Source organism: Micromonospora sp. NPDC047620 (genome assembly GCF_043205005.1).
Lineage (GTDB): Bacteria > Actinomycetota > Actinomycetes > Mycobacteriales > Micromonosporaceae > Micromonospora.
The window spans coordinates 48109-62782 of sequence record NZ_JBIDDG010000014.1; the positions used below are offsets into that span (position 1 = coordinate 48109).

Sequence of the window (14674 nt, forward strand, 5' to 3'; positions counted from 1 at the left end):
GTCGGCAGGACGGGCGTCCCGCGCCGGGCCGGCACGCCGTACGCCTGCGTTAAGCTCCTCCGATCGAGCGGAAGTTACCGGGAGGTAGGCATGTCGGAGGAGCAGCGGGTCGCCATCGTCACGGGGGCGGCGCGGGGGATCGGGGCGGCCACCGCCCGCCGGCTGGCCGCCGACGGCCTCGCGGTCGCGGTGGTCGACATCGACGAGTCGGCGACCAAGGACACGGTGGACGCGATCGCCGTCGCCGGTGGCCGGGCGCTCGGCGTCGGCGCCGACGTGTCCGACCGGGCCCAGGTCGAGGCGGCCGTGGAGCGGGTCGCCGCCGTGCTGGGCGCGCCGACCGTGCTGGTGAACAACGCCGGCGTGCTGCGCGACAACCTGCTGTTCAAGATGAGCGACACCGACTGGGACACGGTCATGGCCGTGCACCTGCGCGGCGCGTTCCTGTTCAGCCAGGTGGCCCAGAAGCACATGGTCGAGCAGAAGTGGGGCCGGATCGTCAACCTCTCCAGCACCTCGGCGCTGGGCAACCGGGGCCAGGCGAACTACTCCGCCGCGAAGGCCGGCCTCCAGGGCTTCACCAAGACGCTCGCCATCGAGCTGGGCCCGTTCGGGGTGACCGTCAACGCGGTCGCGCCCGGCTTCATCGTCACCGACATGACCGCGGCCACCGCCGCCCGGATGAAGGTCGACTTCGACGACCTTCAGAAGCACGCCGCGGCGGAGATCCCGGTCCGCCGCCCCGGCCGGCCGGAGGACGTCGCGCACACCATCTCGTTCCTGGTCAGCGAGGGAGCGTCGTTCGTCTCCGGCCAGGTCGTCTACGTCGCCGGCGGCCCCAAGGACTGAACCCGCGCCCACGTCCCACCCCGTCCGGCGAGGCGGGGTGGGTCAGGTGCGGGCGGTGCGGGTGCGCCAGAGCCAGAGCAGGCCGAGCACCGGCAGGACCAGCGGGATGTAGCCGTACCCGCTGCCGAACCGCGACCAGACCGTCTCGTCGGGGAACAGCTCCGGGTCGGCCACGCTGAGGATGCCGACGCCGAGCACCCCGGCCAGCTCCACTGTGCAGCAGGCCAGGGCGACGCGCCGGCCGGCGGCACCCGCGCGCGCCAGCCCCACCGCCGCGACGATGTAGATGGCCGCGGCGAGCGCCGAGAGCAGGTACGCCACCGGGGCCTCGTCGAACCTCGTGGCGATCTGGAGGCCGGCGCGGCTGGTGGCGGCGATCGCGAAGAGCAGGTAGACCGCGATCAGCAGCCGTCCCGGGCCGGCGTTGGTCCGCGTCCGTTCCGGGGCCCGCACCTCAGCCACCCAGCACCTCCCACGTCTGTTGCAGCCGCACGACGACCACCGGCGTGACCAGGCAGACCGCGCAGACGATGGCCGAGCCCCAGCGGGTCGGCTCCATCCGGGCCAGCACCCAGGCCAGCGGCGGCAGGCAGACCAGCGTCGCCAGGTAACCGAAGAAGGCCCCCGGCTCCCCGGGGCGCTCGCCGCCGCCGAGGGCGACCCCCGCCACCACCGCGAGCACGAGCAGCGCCGCCTCCAGCAGGGCCAGGCCGGCGAACTGCACCCGGTCCGGCGCGCGATGGCGCAGCGTCGCCACCAGGGCCCAGGCTGCGACGAGGAGCGAGAGCACGATCGAGGCGGTCGCGAGGAGCCCGTCCACCGGCGAACCGGCCGAGGCTGCGCTGGTCATCGGGGCCACCCGGGGCTCGCTTCGGTCACCGGCACAGCCTACTAACCCGCGTAGTACACCCCGCCACCCGCCGCCCCGGACACCCGGAATAGGCCCGGTCACGCGGGCGGGCGCCGGGGCGGGCGACTAGCGTGGACCGGGGCCGCGGGGTGCTGCCGTGGCGCGACGACGACGGTGGGGGTTCTCGTGGTGCGGTTCGGGTTGTTCGGCACCGGTCACTGGGCGGCGCAGACGCACGGCGCGGCGCTGCACGCGCACCCGGGGGCCACGATCGCCGGGGTGTGGGGCCGCGACCCGCGCAAGGCCGCCAGCCTGGCCGACCGCTACGGGGCGCCGGCGTTCACCGACGTCGACGCGCTGCTCGACGCCTGCGACGCGGTCGCGGTGGCCCTCCCGCCGGACATCCAGGCCGACATCGCGGCCCGCGCGGCGGCCGCCGGTCGGCACCTGCTGCTGGACAAGCCGCTCGCGCTGAGCGTCGCCGACGCCGACCGGGTGGTCGACGCCGCGCAGGCGGCCGGAGTCGCCTCGGTGGTCTTCTTCACCGGCCGCTACCAGCCGGACATCGTCGGCTTCCTGGCCTCGACCGCCGCCGTCGGCGGGTGGCACACCGCGAAGGCGGTCCGGTTCGGCTCGATCTTCCAGCCGAGCAGCCCGTACGGCGCCTCGCCCTGGCGGCGGCAGCACGGCGCGCTCTGGGACATCGGCCCGCACGCGCTGTCGGTCATCCTGCCGGTGCTCGGCCGGGTCACCCGGGTCGCCGCGATGGACGGGCCGCGCGGGCTCGTCCACCTGCTGCTCACCCACGACGGGGGAGCGACGAGCACGATCTCGATGACCCTGGACGCCCCGCAGGAGGCGGTGAGCCGGGAGTTCGTCTTCTACGGCGAGAACGGCATCGAGACCCTCCCGGCCGGCGAGGGCGACCCGGCCACCGCGTTGGGGGTGGCGATCGACCAGTTGCTGGAGGAGATCAGGTCGGGCACCCGGGACCACCGCTGCGACGTGCGCTTCGGCCGCGAGGTCGTCGCCGTGCTCGCCGCCGCCGAGACCGCCCGCGCCGAGGGCCGCACCGTCGACCTCCCGGTTTGAGGGCCCGCACGGTCGACCTGCCGGCCCGAGGCGGAAAAGCGGTCGCCGGTCGGCGACGACGGAGCTAGGGTCGCGGGCATGTCCGCGCACGCTCTGATCGAGGGGGTCGGCACGCCGGCCGCCTTCGGGCCACTGATGGCCCGCCTGCGAGTCCGGCGTCCGGCCCTGGCCGACGCGACCCGCGACTGATCCCGCACCGCACGCACGGCGCCCTCCGCCCGGTCCTGGCCGGGCCCTCGGCGCCGCCCACCGCCGCCCGGGTGACGCCCCGGGGCGAGTGCCGCCGTCGGCGCCACCCCGGTCACCCGCCCGGGTGACGTGCCGCGCGCCACCTCCGTCTCCGGCCGGGTGGTGGCGTGCCGCGCCGACCCCGCTCTCCGGCCGAGCGGTGGGTGCCGCCGTGCGCCGCCGACCCGCAGTCCCCGCGCCACGCCCAGGGCCGTCCGAGTCCACTCTTCCCTCGGACAGGCCCCCCTCCGGCTGCCTGTCCGCTCCGTCGCCGCACGGCGACAGACAGGACGACGACCCGTGGCGCCCCGCCGTACCCGAGCAACCGAACGCGACCGCTCCCGGCGCGTACTCTCCCAGAACTTCCTCGTCGACCCGGCCGCGATCGCCCGGCTGGTGCACGCCGCCCGCCCCCGGCCCGACCGGCTCCTGCTGGAGGTGGGCGCCGGCCGGGGCCAGCTCACCCGGCCGCTCGCCGCCCGTTGCCGGCACCTGATGGCGTACGAGGTGGACCCCGCCGCCGGCGCCGAGCTGGCCAGGGTCTGCGCCGGCCTGCCGAACGTCACCCACCGCCAGGCCGACTTCCTGACCGCGACGCCCCCGCCTGAGGAGTTCGACGTGGTCGGCAACATCCCCTGGTCGCTCACCTCGGCCGTGGTGCGGTGGTGCCTGGCCGCGCCGGGGCTGCGCGCGGCGACCCTGCTCACCCAGCTCGAGTACGCCCGACGGCGCAGTGGCGACTACGGCCGGTGGACCCGGCTCACCGTCCTGACCTGGCCGGAGTTCGGCTGGCGGCTCGCCGGGCGGGTGCCCCGCACCGCGTTCCGCCCGGTGCCCGGGGTGGACGCCGGCATCCTGCGCGTCGAGCGGCGGCCGGAGCCGCTGCTGGCCGCGTCGGCGCTGCCCGCGTACCGGCGGATGGTGGAGATCGGCTTCGGCGGGGTCGGCGGCTCGCTCGCGGCCTCGCTGGGCCGGCACCACCCGCGGGCGCGGCTGTCGGCGGCGCTGCGGGCGACGCGGCTCGACCCGGCCACCCCGGTCGGGCACGTCTGGCCGGAGCAGTGGCTGGTGCTGTTCCGGCTGCTGCACGCCAGGTGAGCCGGGTCGCCCGGCGCATGCCGGCTTCGCCCCGTCTGCCGGGGGCCGGGCGCATGTGGGCTGCTGGGCGCACGCGGGCCGGCGCCGCCGGCCGGGGGCGGCGGTCGTGCCGCGGTCAGGCCAGCGTGTTCAGGTCCTCGCTCAGCTCGGCGGGGGAGTCGAACTCCTCCCTCGGCAGGGACCGGAGCATCTGGAGCATCTCCGTGCTGACCCCGTTCTCCTGGCCCCAGCGGACCAGGTCCTCCCGGGATACCGGGTAGTCGAGCCCGGCCAGGTACTCCTGCAACTGCACGCCGGTGACGGTCATGCCGGCGGGCTACCCGCTCAGCCCGCCGGCACACCGCCCGTGCCTCCCGGATCCCGGCCCGCAGCCCCGCTCAGGTCCGGCCCTCGCGCCCTGCCCGGGTACGGCCCTCGCGTCCCGGGTCCCGCTCCGTGCCCGGTCGGTCCGGTCCCGCGCGGCCCACGTCGCGCGGGACCGGCGGGGTGGCCGCCCCGCTCGACGGCCGGCGGTTTGCCCGGCGACACGCCGGGTAGCCGCCCGCCATGCTGGTTCAGCGGCTCGGCGCGCCGAGCGACTTCGACCCGTTGCTGGAGCGCGTCCGGGACGCCCGGATCGTGATGATCGGTGAGGCGACGCACGGCAGCTACGACTACTACCGGCTGCGCGAACAGCTCACCCGGCGGCTGATCGCCGAGTGCGGCTTCTCCTTCGTCGCCGTGGAGGGGGACTGGCCCGACTGCGACCGGGTGCACCGATCCGTGACGGGCGCCCCGGGCGGGGCCACCGAGCCGCGCATGGCGCTGGAACGCTTCGAGCGGTGGCCGACCTGGATGTGGGCGAACGCCGAGGTCTCCCGGTTCTGCAGTTGGCTGCGGGCGTGGAACGTCGAGCGGCCCGAGGCGGCCCGGGCCGGCTTCCACGGCCTGGACGTCTACAGCCTGTGGGAGTCGATGCAGGCGATCTTCGACTACCTCGGCGAGGAGGACCCGGCGTCGCTGGAGGCGGCGCAGGACGCGTACCGCTGCTTCGAGCCGTACGGCAAGCGGGTCGAGGAGTACGGCGCGGCCAGCCGGTTCGTCTCGGCGCGCTGCGAGGAGGAGGTCGTCCGGCTGCTGGCGCGTACCCGCGAACAGGCCGCCGCGGACGGCCCGGACAGCTTCTCGGCCTGGCAGAACGCGGAGGTGGTGGCCGGGGCGGAGCGCTACTACCGGGCCATGGTCCGGGGCGGCCCGGAGTCGTGGAACGTCCGGGACACCCACATGGCGGACACGCTGGACCGGCTGCTGGACCGCTACGGGCCGGGCTCGCGGGGGATCGTCTGGGCGCACAACACGCACGTCGGGGACGCCCGGGCCACCGACATGGCCGCCGACGGGATGATCAACATCGGTCAGTTGGCCCGTGAGCGGCACGGGGCCGACGACGTGGTCCTGGTCGGCTTCGGCGGCTACCGGGGCACGGTGATCGCCGCGCCCCGCTGGGGCTCGCCGGCCGAGGCGATGGTGGTGCCGCCGGCCCGCCCGGGCTCGGTCGAGCGCCGGCTGCACGAGTTGATGCCGGAGCGGGCGGTGCTCGTCTTCGGCGGCCCCGACCAGCCGGGCTGGGTCACCGACACCGCCGACCACCGGGCGATCGGGGTGGTCTACGACCCGTCGTTCGAGTCCTGGGGCAACTACGTGCCGACCCGGCTGGGGGAGCGGTACGACGCCTTCGTCTGGTGCGACGAGACCACCACCCTGCACCCGCTGCCCACCCTGACCACGCCGGGTGAGATGGAGACCTACCCGGCCGGCGTCTGACCGGACGACGCGGCGCCGACGGCCTCGCCCGTCCCCGCCCGGGTCGGGCGGGGACGGGCGGATGGGTCAGGCGCGGGGGGCCACCGGGGCCTTGTCGTCGAGGTGGGCGCGCAGGCCCTCGCCCTCGATGTCGACGTTCGGCAGGGCCCTGTCCAGCCAGCGTGGCAGCCACCAGGCTGCCCGGCCGAGCAGGGACATCACCGCCGGGACGATCGTCATCCGCACCACGAACGCGTCGATGGCGACGCCGATCGCGAGCGCGAAGCCCATCGACTTGATCACCGGGTCGTCGAGGAACACGAAGCCGCCGAACACCGAGATCATGATCAGGGCGGCGGCGGTGACCACCCGGGCTCCGTGCCCCATCCCGTTGATGGTCGCCTGCTGCGCGGTGTCGCCGTGCACGAAGTCCTCCCGCATCCGGGAGACCAGGAAGACCTCGTAGTCCATCGCCAGCCCGAACAGGATGCCGATCAGCAGGATCGGCAGGAAGCTGACCAGCGGGCCGGGCGTGTCCAGGCCGACCAGGTCGGCGAGGTGGCCCTGCTGGAACACCGCCACGGTGATGCCGAACGTCGCGGCGACGGTGAGCAGGAAGCCCAGGGCGGCCTTGACCGGCACCAGCAGCGAGCGGAAGACCAGCATCAGCAGCAGCACCGAGAGCCCGACCACCAGCAGCAGGTAGATCGGCAGGGCGTCGGAGAGCTTCTCGGAGACGTCGATGCCGATGGCGGTCGCGCCGGTCAGCAGCACGTCCACGTCGCGGAACTCGCCGACCGCGGCCCGGACGTCGTTGACCAGGGTCTCCGTGGCCTCGTCGGTCGACCCCGTCTTCGGCACCACGCCGAGCAGCGCGGTGCGGCCGTCCGGGCTGAGCTGCGGCGGAGCCACCGCGAGGACGTTCTCGGTGCGCTGGACCAGCGCGGTGACCTGCGGGACGGCGGCCGAGGTGGCCTGCGGGGTGTCCCCGGCGACCACCACCGCGAGTCGGGCCGTGAAGCCCGGCCCGAAGCCCTCGGTGATCAGGTCGTTGGACGTCCGGGCGGGCGAGCCGACCGGCGCGGTGCCCGCGTCGGGCAGCGCCAGCCGCATGTCCGGCGTGGGCAGCGCGAGCAGACCCAGCCCGAGCAGCCCGACCAGGATGACGGGGATGCGGAACCGGGTGATGGCGCGCGCCCAGCGGAACCCGAGCCCGGACCGGTCCTCGGCCGCCGACGCCACGGCGGCGCCGACCGCCCCGTCCCCGGCCGGCACCGACGAGCGCAGCCTGCGGGGGAGCACCCGGCGACCGGCGAAGCCGAGCAGTGCGGGCTGGAGCGTGATCGCGACCAGCACCGCGACGGTGACCGTGGCGGCGGCGGCCAGGCCCATCACGGTCAGGAACGGGATGTTGACCACGGCCAGACCGGCCAGCGCGATGACCACGGTGGCCCCGGCGAAGAGCACGGCCGAGCCGGCGGTGCCCACCGCGCGGCCGACCGCCTCGTCCGGCGGCAGCCCCTCGATCAGGTTCTGCCGGTAGCGGGAGGTGATGAACAGCGAGTAGTCGATGCCGACCGCGAGGCCGAGCATCAGGGCGAGGACCGGCGCGGTGCTGGTCAGGTCGACCACGCTGCTGAGCGCGAAGAGGCCCGCCATGCCGACGCCCACGCCGATCAGGGCGTTCAACATGGTCATCCCGGCCGCCACGAGCGACCCGAACGTGACCACCAGTACGATCGCGGCGATCGCGACACCGATCGCCTCGGTCGAGCCGCCCTCCGGCACGGCGCTGAGCACCTCGCCGCCGGGCGCGACCTGCCAGCCCTGGGCCTCGGCCCGCGCGCCGACCTGCTCGTACGCGTCGCGCTGGGCGTCGGTCACCTCGTCGGCGCCGGTGGCGAACTGGACCTGGACCAGCGCGTACCGGCCGTCGGGGGAGACCGCCCCCACCTGGAACGGGTCGACGGCGCCGACCACCCCGGGCAGCGTCGCCGCCTCCTGGGCGAGTTCCCTCACCACGGCCTGCCCCTGCGGGCTGCCGAGCGCGCCCTCGGCCGGTGCCTTGACCGCGATGGTGCCGGTCGCGCCGCTGGCCGCCGGGAACTGCTCGGCGAGCAGGTCCAGGGCGCGCTGCGACTCCGTGCCGGGCATGGTGAAGTTGTCCGCCATCGGGCCGCGCAGGGTCGCGGCGGCGAGGCCGAGTCCGACGAGTACGACGAGCCAGATCGCCGCGACGAGTCGCCGCCGGCGCATCGAGCCCCGGCCGAGCCGGTAGAGCAGGGTCGCCATGAGTTCCTTGTCCTCGGTCGTGTATGGGTGGGAACGAGTCAGTCGACGGGCTCCAGCGCCCGTCGTACGAGTGCCAGCAGGGCGGCGCGCAGCTCCTCGTCGGGTACGTCGGCGAACTCGCCGCACGTCTCCGCGATGCCGGCGAGCAGCACCAGCGCGGTGATCCGGGCGGAGGGGCGTTCCGGTTGCCCGGCGAACGCGTCGACCAGCCGCTCGGAGATCCGCTGGACGTGCGCGAAGGCGGGCTGCCGGAGCAGCTCCTGGTACTCGCCCCGGAGCAGGGCGATCTCGCGCCGGAACCGAACCGCGAGGTCGACGAAGCCCTCGGCGGCGACCCACTGGGCGTCCGCCCCCCGGTGCGCGGCGATCCGCTCGTCGAGCGCCTGGAGGACCTCCATGAGCCGGGCCATCAGCTCGGTGAGGATGGCCTCCTTGTTGGCGAAGTGGTAGAGCACCGCCGCCTTGGAGCAGCCCACCTCGCGGGCGATGTCCTGCAACGAGGTGCCCCGGTAGCCGGTCACCGCGAAGCGTCGCGCCGCCGCCGCCAGGATGTCGTCGCGTGTCTCCGGTACCACCCGCGCCATACAGGTCCACCTCCTCGAACCAGCATGCCTGACCGATCGGTCAGAGCCTGACCGATCGGTCAGATCAAAGGCGTGGCGTTACTCACAGGTGGTCGGGGTGTGGCGTCTGCTCGGCGGTTCGCGAGGGGGTGCGCGGCGTCAGGCCGGTTCGTCGCCGGTCCAGTCGGCGAGCCACTCGCCGGTCCAGGTGAGCGTCCCGGCGTGCAGGTCGGCGACGAGGGCGTGGACCCAGGCCAGCTCGGCCCGCATCATGGCCAGCCGGTACTCGTCCTCGACGAGGAAGAGCCGGGGCAGTTTGACGGCGGCCAGCACGGCCTCGCGTTCGCGCAGCCGGGCGGTCAGCACCTCGACCCGGCGTTCGAGCTGCCGGGCCGCCTCGGCGGGCGGGAGGATCGGCAGGAACGACAGCGCCGCGGGGAACTCCGGGAACTCGCGGGCGGGAGCGGCGAGCGCGTCCGCCAGCCACCCGTCGAGCGTCCGGCGGCCCGTGTCCGTCAGCTCGTAGACGGTGCGTTCCGGGCGGCCCTCGTCCCGGTCGGTGCGGCTGACCCGGACCAGCTCCTCGCGCCGCAGGCGCTCGATCGTCTGGTAGATGCTGTTGCGCTGCGCGACGTTGACCACGTCCTGCTTGTCGCGTTCCCGGATGACCTGCTGCATCCGATACGCGTGCATCGGCTCCTCGACCAGCAGCGCCAACACCATCATCGCCAGCGGGGAGCGGCGCTGTGCGCGGGCAGCCATGCCCTCACCTTAGGTGACGACCTTCCCCATGATAGTCAAGATATGTATAGTCATTCCATGACTAACGCTCTGATCATCGGGGGCGGCATCGCCGGCCCGGTCGCGGCGATGGCGCTCCAGCGCGCCGGCATCGAGCCGGTGGTGTTCGAGGCGTACGAGCGCGACGCGGTCGGCGTCGGCGCGTTCCTCACCCTCTCCGTCAACGGCGTCGACGCGCTGCGCGCGGTCGGGCTGGACGGCCTGGTTACCGGGCTGGGGCACCCGACCCCGCGGATGGCGCTGCACAACCACCGGGGGCGCCGGCTGGCGGAGTTCGGCACCAGCGGCACCCGCACCCGCGGCTCGGGCAGCACGACGGTCCGCCGCTCCGACCTCTACCGTGCGCTGCGCGACGAGGCGGTCCGCCGGGGCGTGCCGATCGCGCACGGCGCGCGCCTGGTCGACGCGGAGCCCGCCGGCTCGGGAGTGCGCGCCCGGTTCGCCGACGGCCGGACCGCCGAGGGGGACCTGCTGGTCGGGGCGGACGGGCTGCGCTCGCGGACCCGCCAGGTGATCGACCCGGCGGCCCCGGCGCCCCGCTACGTGCCGCTGCTCAACGCCGGCGGGTTCACCCGGCTCCCCGGGCTCGGCGGCGAGCCCGGGCTGATGAACATGGTCTTCGGGAAACGCTGCTTCTTCTGCTGGATCGCCGTCGGCGGGGACGAGGTCTGGTGGTTCGCCAACCCGCCGCAGCCCACCGAACTGACTCCGGCGCAGCTCGCCGCGATCGACGCCGAGGACTGGCGGTCCCGGCTGCGCGTCCTGTTCGCCGAGGACGCCGGGCCGGCGCTGCGGATCATCGACGCCACCGACCGGATGGAGTACGGCTGGCCCACCTACGACCTGCCCTCGGTGCCCGTCTGGCACCGGGACCGGATGGTGATCATCGGCGACGCCGCCCACACCGCCGCCCCCTCCTCCGGGCAGGGCGCCGCGATGGCGTTCGAGGACGCGGTGCAGTTGGCGCGCTGCCTGCGCGACCTGCCCGACGTGGCGGAGGCGTTCGGGGCGTACGAGCGGCTGCGCCGGAAGCGGGTCGAGCGGGTGGTGGCCCAGGGGCGGCGGACCAGCGGCACCAAGGCGCTCGGGCCGCTGGGGCGAATGCTGCGGGACGCCGCGCTGCCGCTGTTCGCCCGTCGGGTGGCCCGCGACGGCGGGGCGTCACTGGCCTGGCTCTACGACCACCACGTCGACTGGGACGCCAAGGTTGCCGCCTAGCCCGCCTCCCCGTGCGCCCGGTCGTACGCGTCGCGCGCCTCGGCGATCGCGTTGCGGTGCCGCTCGGCCCAGCTCGTCAGGGCGACCAGCGAGTCGTAGAGCTCCAGCGCGATCGGGGTGGCGGTGTACTCGACCTTCGGCGGCACGGTCGGATAGACCGTCCGGTGCAGCAGGCCGTCGCGTTCCAGGTTGCGCAGGGTCAGGGTGAGCATCCGACGGCTGATCCCCTCCACCGTGCGCTCCAGCTCGGTGAAGCGCACCGGCCCCTGGGAGGCGGCGACCAGGATGCCGATGCTCCACTTGCCACCCACCCGGTCGAGCACCTCGCGGACGGTGCACGCCTTGGCCTGGCCGGGGGTGAAGGGCGCGTTGTCGGCCGCGCACGCCTGTGTCCGGTCCACGGACACATCGGTGTTCCCCTGGGACATCAAAGTGCCTCCTTACGCTCCGCCTCATGGTCACAGAAGATGGCTCTGGTAACAAAACGTGCACCTAGGAGGCGTCCGTGTCCACCCGTACCGTCGAATCCCGCTGGCCGGCGCTGCTCGTGCTCTGCGCCGGCAGCCTGATGATCATCCTGGACGGCAGCATCGTCGCGGTGGCGCTGCCCGCCATCCAGCGGGACCTCGGCTTCACTGCGACGGGCCTGGCCTGGGTGGTCAACGCCTACCTCGTCGCCTTCGGCGGGCTGCTGCTGCTCGCCGGTCGCCTCGGCGACCTGCTCGGCCGGCGGGCGGTCTTCCTGTCCGGCGTCGCGCTGTTCACCGTCGCCTCGCTGTTCTGCGCGGTGGCGACCGGCCCGGAGGTGCTGGTCGTGGCCCGCTTCCTCCAGGGCGTCGGCGGGGCGCTCACCATGGCGGTGAGCCTCGGCATGATCGTCCGGCTCTTCCCGGAACCGGCCGAGCGGGCGCGCGCGATCGCCGTCTTCAGCTTCACCGGCGCCGCCGGGGCGTCGATCGGCATGCTGGCCGGGGGCGTGCTCACCGACCTGGCCGGCTGGCCCGCCATCTTCGCGGTCAACCTGCCGATCGGGCTGCTGATCCTGCTGGCCGCCGTACGCCTGCTCGACGCCGACCGCGGCGTCGGGCTGCGCGCCGGCCTGGACGTGCTCGGCGCGGCGCTGGTCACCGGGGGCCTGATGGTCGCCGTGCTGGCGATCGTCGGCACCGGCGAGCACGGCTGGGCCTCGGCCCGGACGCTCGGCGCCGCCGCGCTCGCGGCGATCCTGCTCGCGGCGTTCGCGCTGCGGCAGCGGTCGGCCGGGACCCCGCTGCTGCCGCCGCGGGTGCTGCGCACCCCCGACCTGGCCGCCGCCAACGTCGTGCAGTTCCTCATGGTCGCCGCCTTCTTCGGCTTCCAGTTCCTGCTCGCGCTGGAACTCCAGCTCGTGCTGGATCTCGACCCGACGGCCACCGGGTTGGCCTTCCTGCCCACGCCGGTGACGATCGCGGTGGTCTCGCTCGGCCTCGCGGGCCGGCTGATCGCCCGGTACGGCGCGCGGGCGGTGCTGGTCACCGGGCTCGCGCTGGCGGTGGCCGCGTTCCTGCTGCTCGCCCGGCTCCCGGTCGACGGCGGCTACCTGCCCGACGTGTTCCCGTCGATCCTCCTCTTCGGCGTCGCCGGCGGGCTCGCACTGCCGGCGGTCACCACGCTGGCCATGGCCGGCGCCGACCCGGCCGACGCCGGACTGGCCTCCGGGCTGGTCAACACCACCCAGCAGGTCGGCGGCGCGCTCGGGCTGGCCGTGCTCGCCACGCTGGCCGCCAGCCGCACCGACGGCCTGCGGGACGTCGGCTGGACCGAGGCCGACGCGCTCGCCGCCGGCTACCGGACCGCGTTCGCCGTGGCCGCCGCCCTCGTCGCGGCCGCGCTCCTGGTCGCCGTGGTCGCCCTCCGCCGCAGGCCCGCCCCGGCCGCCGGGCCGTCCCCGGTCGCCGGGCCGTCCCCGGTCGCGGAGTCGGCCCCGGTCGCCGGGCCGTCCCCGGTCGCGGAGTCGGCCCCGGTCGCCGAGCCGGCTGCGGAGCCGGCCCGGGGCGGCCGTCGCCACGAGGATCCGGCCCACCAGCCGGTCAGCTGACCGGCCACGACGATCCACGTTCTGCGTCGATCTCCCGGCGTCGTGTGGCTCGTCGGGCGGCGGCTCCGCGCCCGGGCCGGCGGTGGCCCGGGCGCGGGTGCGGTCGGCCGAGGTCAGGTGGCTCGACTGGCGCGGCGCATCGAGGCTCGGACGATCGACGCGGTAGGTCGTTGCGGCCTCAGCGGCTCACGGCGGTCTGTCGGTCGACGCGCGACAGCTTCTCGGGATTGCGTACGTGGTAGAGGCCGGTGACGTAGCCGTCGTCGACCCGCACCGCCAGCACGCCGTCGAGCTCGCCGTTGACCCGGACGAGCAGACCCGGGCCACCGTTGACCTGTACCAACTCGACCGACCTCTCGGCGTCGCGCTTCCACCAGCCGACCGCCAGCAAGCGAGCCACCTTGCCGACCCCCACGACGGGCCGCAGCAGGGCATGTCTGATTCCGCCGCCGTCGCTCAGGGCGACGACGTCCGGCGCGAGGATGTCGAGCAGGCTCTGCAGGTCGCCGGTTTCGACCGCTCGTTGGAAGGCCTGGAGGGCGGCTCGGGTCTCGGCCGGGGAGGCGATGCCGCGTGGTCGGCGGGCGGCGACGTGTGCCCGTGCCCGGTGGGCGATCTGGCGGACGGCGACGGGGGTCTTGTCGACGGCTTCGGCGATCTCGTCGTAGTCCAGATCGAACACCTCGCGCAGCACGAACACCGCCCGCTCGATCGGCTGAAGCGTCTCCAGCACCACCAGCATCGCCATCGAGACGCTGTCGGCCAGCTCGACGTCCTCGGCCACGTCGGGCGCGGTCAGCAACGGTTCGGGCAACCACGGCCCGACGTACGACTCCTTGCGCCGACCGAGCGCACGCAGCCGGTCCAGCGCCTGCCGGGTGACGATCCGCACCAGGTAGGCGCGCTCCTCCCGCACGGTGCCAGGATCGACGCCCACCCATCGCAGCCACGTCTCCTGCAGGACGTCCTCGGCGTCAGCGGCCGAACCGAGCATCTCGTAGGCGACGGTGAACAGCAGGTTGCGGTGGGCGAGGAACGCCTCGGTGGCGGAGTCCAGCGGCGGCTCGGCGGTGTCCGTCGTTCGCTCGGCACGCTCGCTCATGCCCCGCTCCTGCCTGTTCGCTCCCGGCTCTGCCACACGCACATGACGCCGGTCTAGGCCGTTCTGTGACACCCATGATCGATGGTCCACCTCACACGACCGTGCTGTCACGGGGAACGGCGAGTCGACGTCTCGTGCTCGTCCGGACGCCACACGAACGGTCCGGTCCGAGATCGAGAAGGGACGACCTCACCATGTCCACGCCCACGACGACCGAGCTCCGGTCGCGCATGCCCAACCCCCTCGCGTTCATCCCCGAGGTGGCCGAAATCGCCGAAGGCATGCACAAGGTCTTCCGGAACGGCGCCATTCCACCGACCACCGTCGGCCTGCTGCAGCTCCGCGCCGGGCAGATCCTCGGTAGCACGTACTTCACCATTCGGGAAACCGGCAACCTCCGCGCGGCCGGGGAATCCGAGGAGCGGATCACCGCCGTGGCGACCTGGCGGGACGCCCCGTATTTCACCGACGCCGAACGGGTCGCACTGGAGCTCGTGGAGGCCGTGCTCACCCCGAACCCGGCCGGGGAGCGCGTCCCGGACGCGCTGCACGTCAAGGCGTCCGCGCACTACGACGACAAGGCGCTCTGGACGCTGATCATGGCGATCGCCCACATCGGCTTCTTCACCCCAGCAGCTCTCATCGCCAAGCCGATCCCCGGCATGCCCCCCGGCCAGAACTACAGCGAGTAGTGCTCACCAGGCATCCGATCGCGTATCAGA

Annotated in this window: 14 protein-coding genes and 1 pseudogene; 7 read left to right on the forward strand and 8 right to left on the reverse strand. The window is 74.3% G+C overall.

Going from position 1 to position 14674, the window contains the following annotated elements:
- Nucleotides 1-90: 90 nt before the first annotated feature.
- Complete coding sequence (gene fabG / locus ACGF5C_RS18830) at nt 91-849, forward strand: 3-oxoacyl-ACP reductase FabG (protein WP_393303218.1); 759 nt, start codon at nt 91-93, stop codon at nt 847-849.
- On the opposite strand, the pseudogene ACGF5C_RS18835 reads toward fabG, so the two are convergent.
- A pseudogene (locus ACGF5C_RS18835) lies at nt 822-1311 on the reverse strand (hypothetical protein). The gene fabG and the pseudogene ACGF5C_RS18835 sit on opposite strands and share 28 nt — an antisense overlap.
- Nucleotides 1304-1699, reverse strand: coding sequence for a hypothetical protein (locus ACGF5C_RS18840; RefSeq protein WP_350703661.1), 396 nt, complete (start codon nt 1697-1699; stop codon nt 1304-1306). Before ACGF5C_RS18840 ends, ACGF5C_RS18835 begins: the two are co-directional and overlap by 8 nt.
- Before the next feature lie 186 nt (nt 1700-1885).
- Between ACGF5C_RS18840 and ACGF5C_RS18845 the strand changes: the two genes are divergently transcribed.
- Nucleotides 1886-2791, forward strand: coding sequence for a Gfo/Idh/MocA family protein (locus ACGF5C_RS18845; RefSeq protein WP_393303481.1), 906 nt, complete (start codon nt 1886-1888; stop codon nt 2789-2791).
- Between the two features lie 528 nt (nt 2792-3319).
- Nucleotides 3320-4117: an ErmE/ErmH/ErmO/ErmR family 23S rRNA (adenine(2058)-N(6))-methyltransferase gene (erm, locus tag ACGF5C_RS18850; RefSeq protein ID WP_393303220.1), complete on the forward strand. Its 798-nt coding sequence runs from the start codon at nt 3320-3322 to the stop codon at nt 4115-4117.
- Nucleotides 4118-4232: 115 nt separating this feature from the next.
- Here erm and ACGF5C_RS18855 read toward each other — a convergent pair whose 3' ends face one another.
- Entirely contained in the window at nt 4233-4424 is a 192-nt protein-coding gene (locus ACGF5C_RS18855) for a DUF2795 domain-containing protein (RefSeq protein ID WP_393303222.1), read from the reverse strand.
- Between the two features lie 239 nt (nt 4425-4663).
- Between ACGF5C_RS18855 and ACGF5C_RS18860 the strand changes: the two genes are divergently transcribed.
- Nucleotides 4664-5920, forward strand: a complete 1257-nt coding sequence (locus ACGF5C_RS18860) for an erythromycin esterase family protein (protein ID WP_393303224.1) — start codon at nt 4664-4666, stop codon at nt 5918-5920.
- Between the two features lie 66 nt (nt 5921-5986).
- Here the strand turns inward: ACGF5C_RS18860 and ACGF5C_RS18865 are convergent, their stop codons facing one another.
- The 3 genes from ACGF5C_RS18865 to ACGF5C_RS18875 all read right to left on the reverse strand — a co-directional run bounded on the left by ACGF5C_RS18865 (nt 5987) and on the right by ACGF5C_RS18875 (nt 9516).
- Nucleotides 5987-8191: an MMPL family transporter gene (locus tag ACGF5C_RS18865; RefSeq protein ID WP_393303226.1), complete on the reverse strand. Its 2205-nt coding sequence runs from the start codon at nt 8189-8191 to the stop codon at nt 5987-5989.
- Nucleotides 8192-8229: 38 nt separating this feature from the next.
- Entirely contained in the window at nt 8230-8775 is a 546-nt protein-coding gene (locus tag ACGF5C_RS18870; RefSeq protein WP_393303228.1) for a TetR/AcrR family transcriptional regulator, read from the reverse strand.
- Between the two features lie 138 nt (nt 8776-8913).
- Nucleotides 8914-9516: a PadR family transcriptional regulator gene (locus ACGF5C_RS18875; protein ID WP_393303230.1), complete on the reverse strand. Its 603-nt coding sequence runs from the start codon at nt 9514-9516 to the stop codon at nt 8914-8916.
- Nucleotides 9517-9573: 57 nt separating this feature from the next.
- Between ACGF5C_RS18875 and ACGF5C_RS18880 the strand changes: the two genes are divergently transcribed.
- Nucleotides 9574-10773: an FAD-dependent oxidoreductase gene (locus tag ACGF5C_RS18880; RefSeq protein ID WP_393303232.1), complete on the forward strand. Its 1200-nt coding sequence runs from the start codon at nt 9574-9576 to the stop codon at nt 10771-10773.
- Here ACGF5C_RS18880 and ACGF5C_RS18885 read toward each other — a convergent pair.
- Nucleotides 10770-11201, reverse strand: a complete 432-nt coding sequence (locus ACGF5C_RS18885; RefSeq protein ID WP_393303234.1) for a winged helix-turn-helix transcriptional regulator — start codon at nt 11199-11201, stop codon at nt 10770-10772. The two genes, ACGF5C_RS18880 and ACGF5C_RS18885, sit on opposite strands and share 4 nt — an antisense overlap.
- 77 nt (nt 11202-11278) lie before the next feature.
- Here ACGF5C_RS18885 and ACGF5C_RS18890 point away from each other — a divergent pair, with 77 nt between their 5' ends.
- A complete protein-coding gene (locus tag ACGF5C_RS18890) occupies nt 11279-12850 on the forward strand; it encodes an MFS transporter (RefSeq protein ID WP_393303236.1) in 1572 nt (523 codons plus the stop codon).
- Nucleotides 12851-13028: 178 nt separating this feature from the next.
- On the opposite strand, the gene ACGF5C_RS18895 is transcribed toward ACGF5C_RS18890, so the two are convergent.
- Nucleotides 13029-13952 (reverse strand): RNA polymerase sigma-70 factor, encoded by a 924-nt coding sequence (locus ACGF5C_RS18895; RefSeq protein ID WP_393303238.1) that lies wholly within the window; start codon nt 13950-13952, stop codon nt 13029-13031.
- A 194-nt stretch (nt 13953-14146) separates the two neighbouring features.
- Between ACGF5C_RS18895 and ACGF5C_RS18900 the strand changes: the two genes are divergently transcribed.
- Nucleotides 14147-14644: a carboxymuconolactone decarboxylase family protein gene (locus ACGF5C_RS18900; protein WP_393303240.1), complete on the forward strand. Its 498-nt coding sequence runs from the start codon at nt 14147-14149 to the stop codon at nt 14642-14644.
- Nucleotides 14645-14674 lie beyond the last annotated feature (30 nt).

Excerpts from the sequence above, each read along its gene's own strand:
- fabG (WP_393303218.1), top strand. The coding sequence starts at position 91 with ATGTCGGAGGAGCAGCGGGTCGCCATCGTCACGGGGGCGGCGCGGGGG.
- ACGF5C_RS18840 (WP_350703661.1), bottom strand. The coding sequence starts at position 1,699 with ATGACCAGCGCAGCCTCGGCCGGTTCGCCGGTGGACGGGCTCCTCGCG.
- ACGF5C_RS18855 (WP_393303222.1), bottom strand. The coding sequence starts at position 4,424 with ATGACCGTCACCGGCGTGCAGTTGCAGGAGTACCTGGCCGGGCTCGAC.
- ACGF5C_RS18860 (WP_393303224.1), top strand. The coding sequence starts at position 4,664 with ATGCTGGTTCAGCGGCTCGGCGCGCCGAGCGACTTCGACCCGTTGCTG.
- ACGF5C_RS18865 (WP_393303226.1), bottom strand. The coding sequence starts at position 8,191 with ATGGCGACCCTGCTCTACCGGCTCGGCCGGGGCTCGATGCGCCGGCGG.
- ACGF5C_RS18870 (WP_393303228.1), bottom strand. The coding sequence starts at position 8,775 with ATGGCGCGGGTGGTACCGGAGACACGCGACGACATCCTGGCGGCGGCG.
- ACGF5C_RS18875 (WP_393303230.1), bottom strand. The coding sequence starts at position 9,516 with ATGGCTGCCCGCGCACAGCGCCGCTCCCCGCTGGCGATGATGGTGTTG.
- ACGF5C_RS18880 (WP_393303232.1), top strand. The coding sequence starts at position 9,574 with ATGACTAACGCTCTGATCATCGGGGGCGGCATCGCCGGCCCGGTCGCG.
- ACGF5C_RS18885 (WP_393303234.1), bottom strand. The coding sequence starts at position 11,201 with ATGTCCCAGGGGAACACCGATGTGTCCGTGGACCGGACACAGGCGTGC.
- ACGF5C_RS18895 (WP_393303238.1), bottom strand. The coding sequence starts at position 13,952 with ATGAGCGAGCGTGCCGAGCGAACGACGGACACCGCCGAGCCGCCGCTG.
- ACGF5C_RS18900 (WP_393303240.1), top strand. The coding sequence starts at position 14,147 with ATGTCCACGCCCACGACGACCGAGCTCCGGTCGCGCATGCCCAACCCC.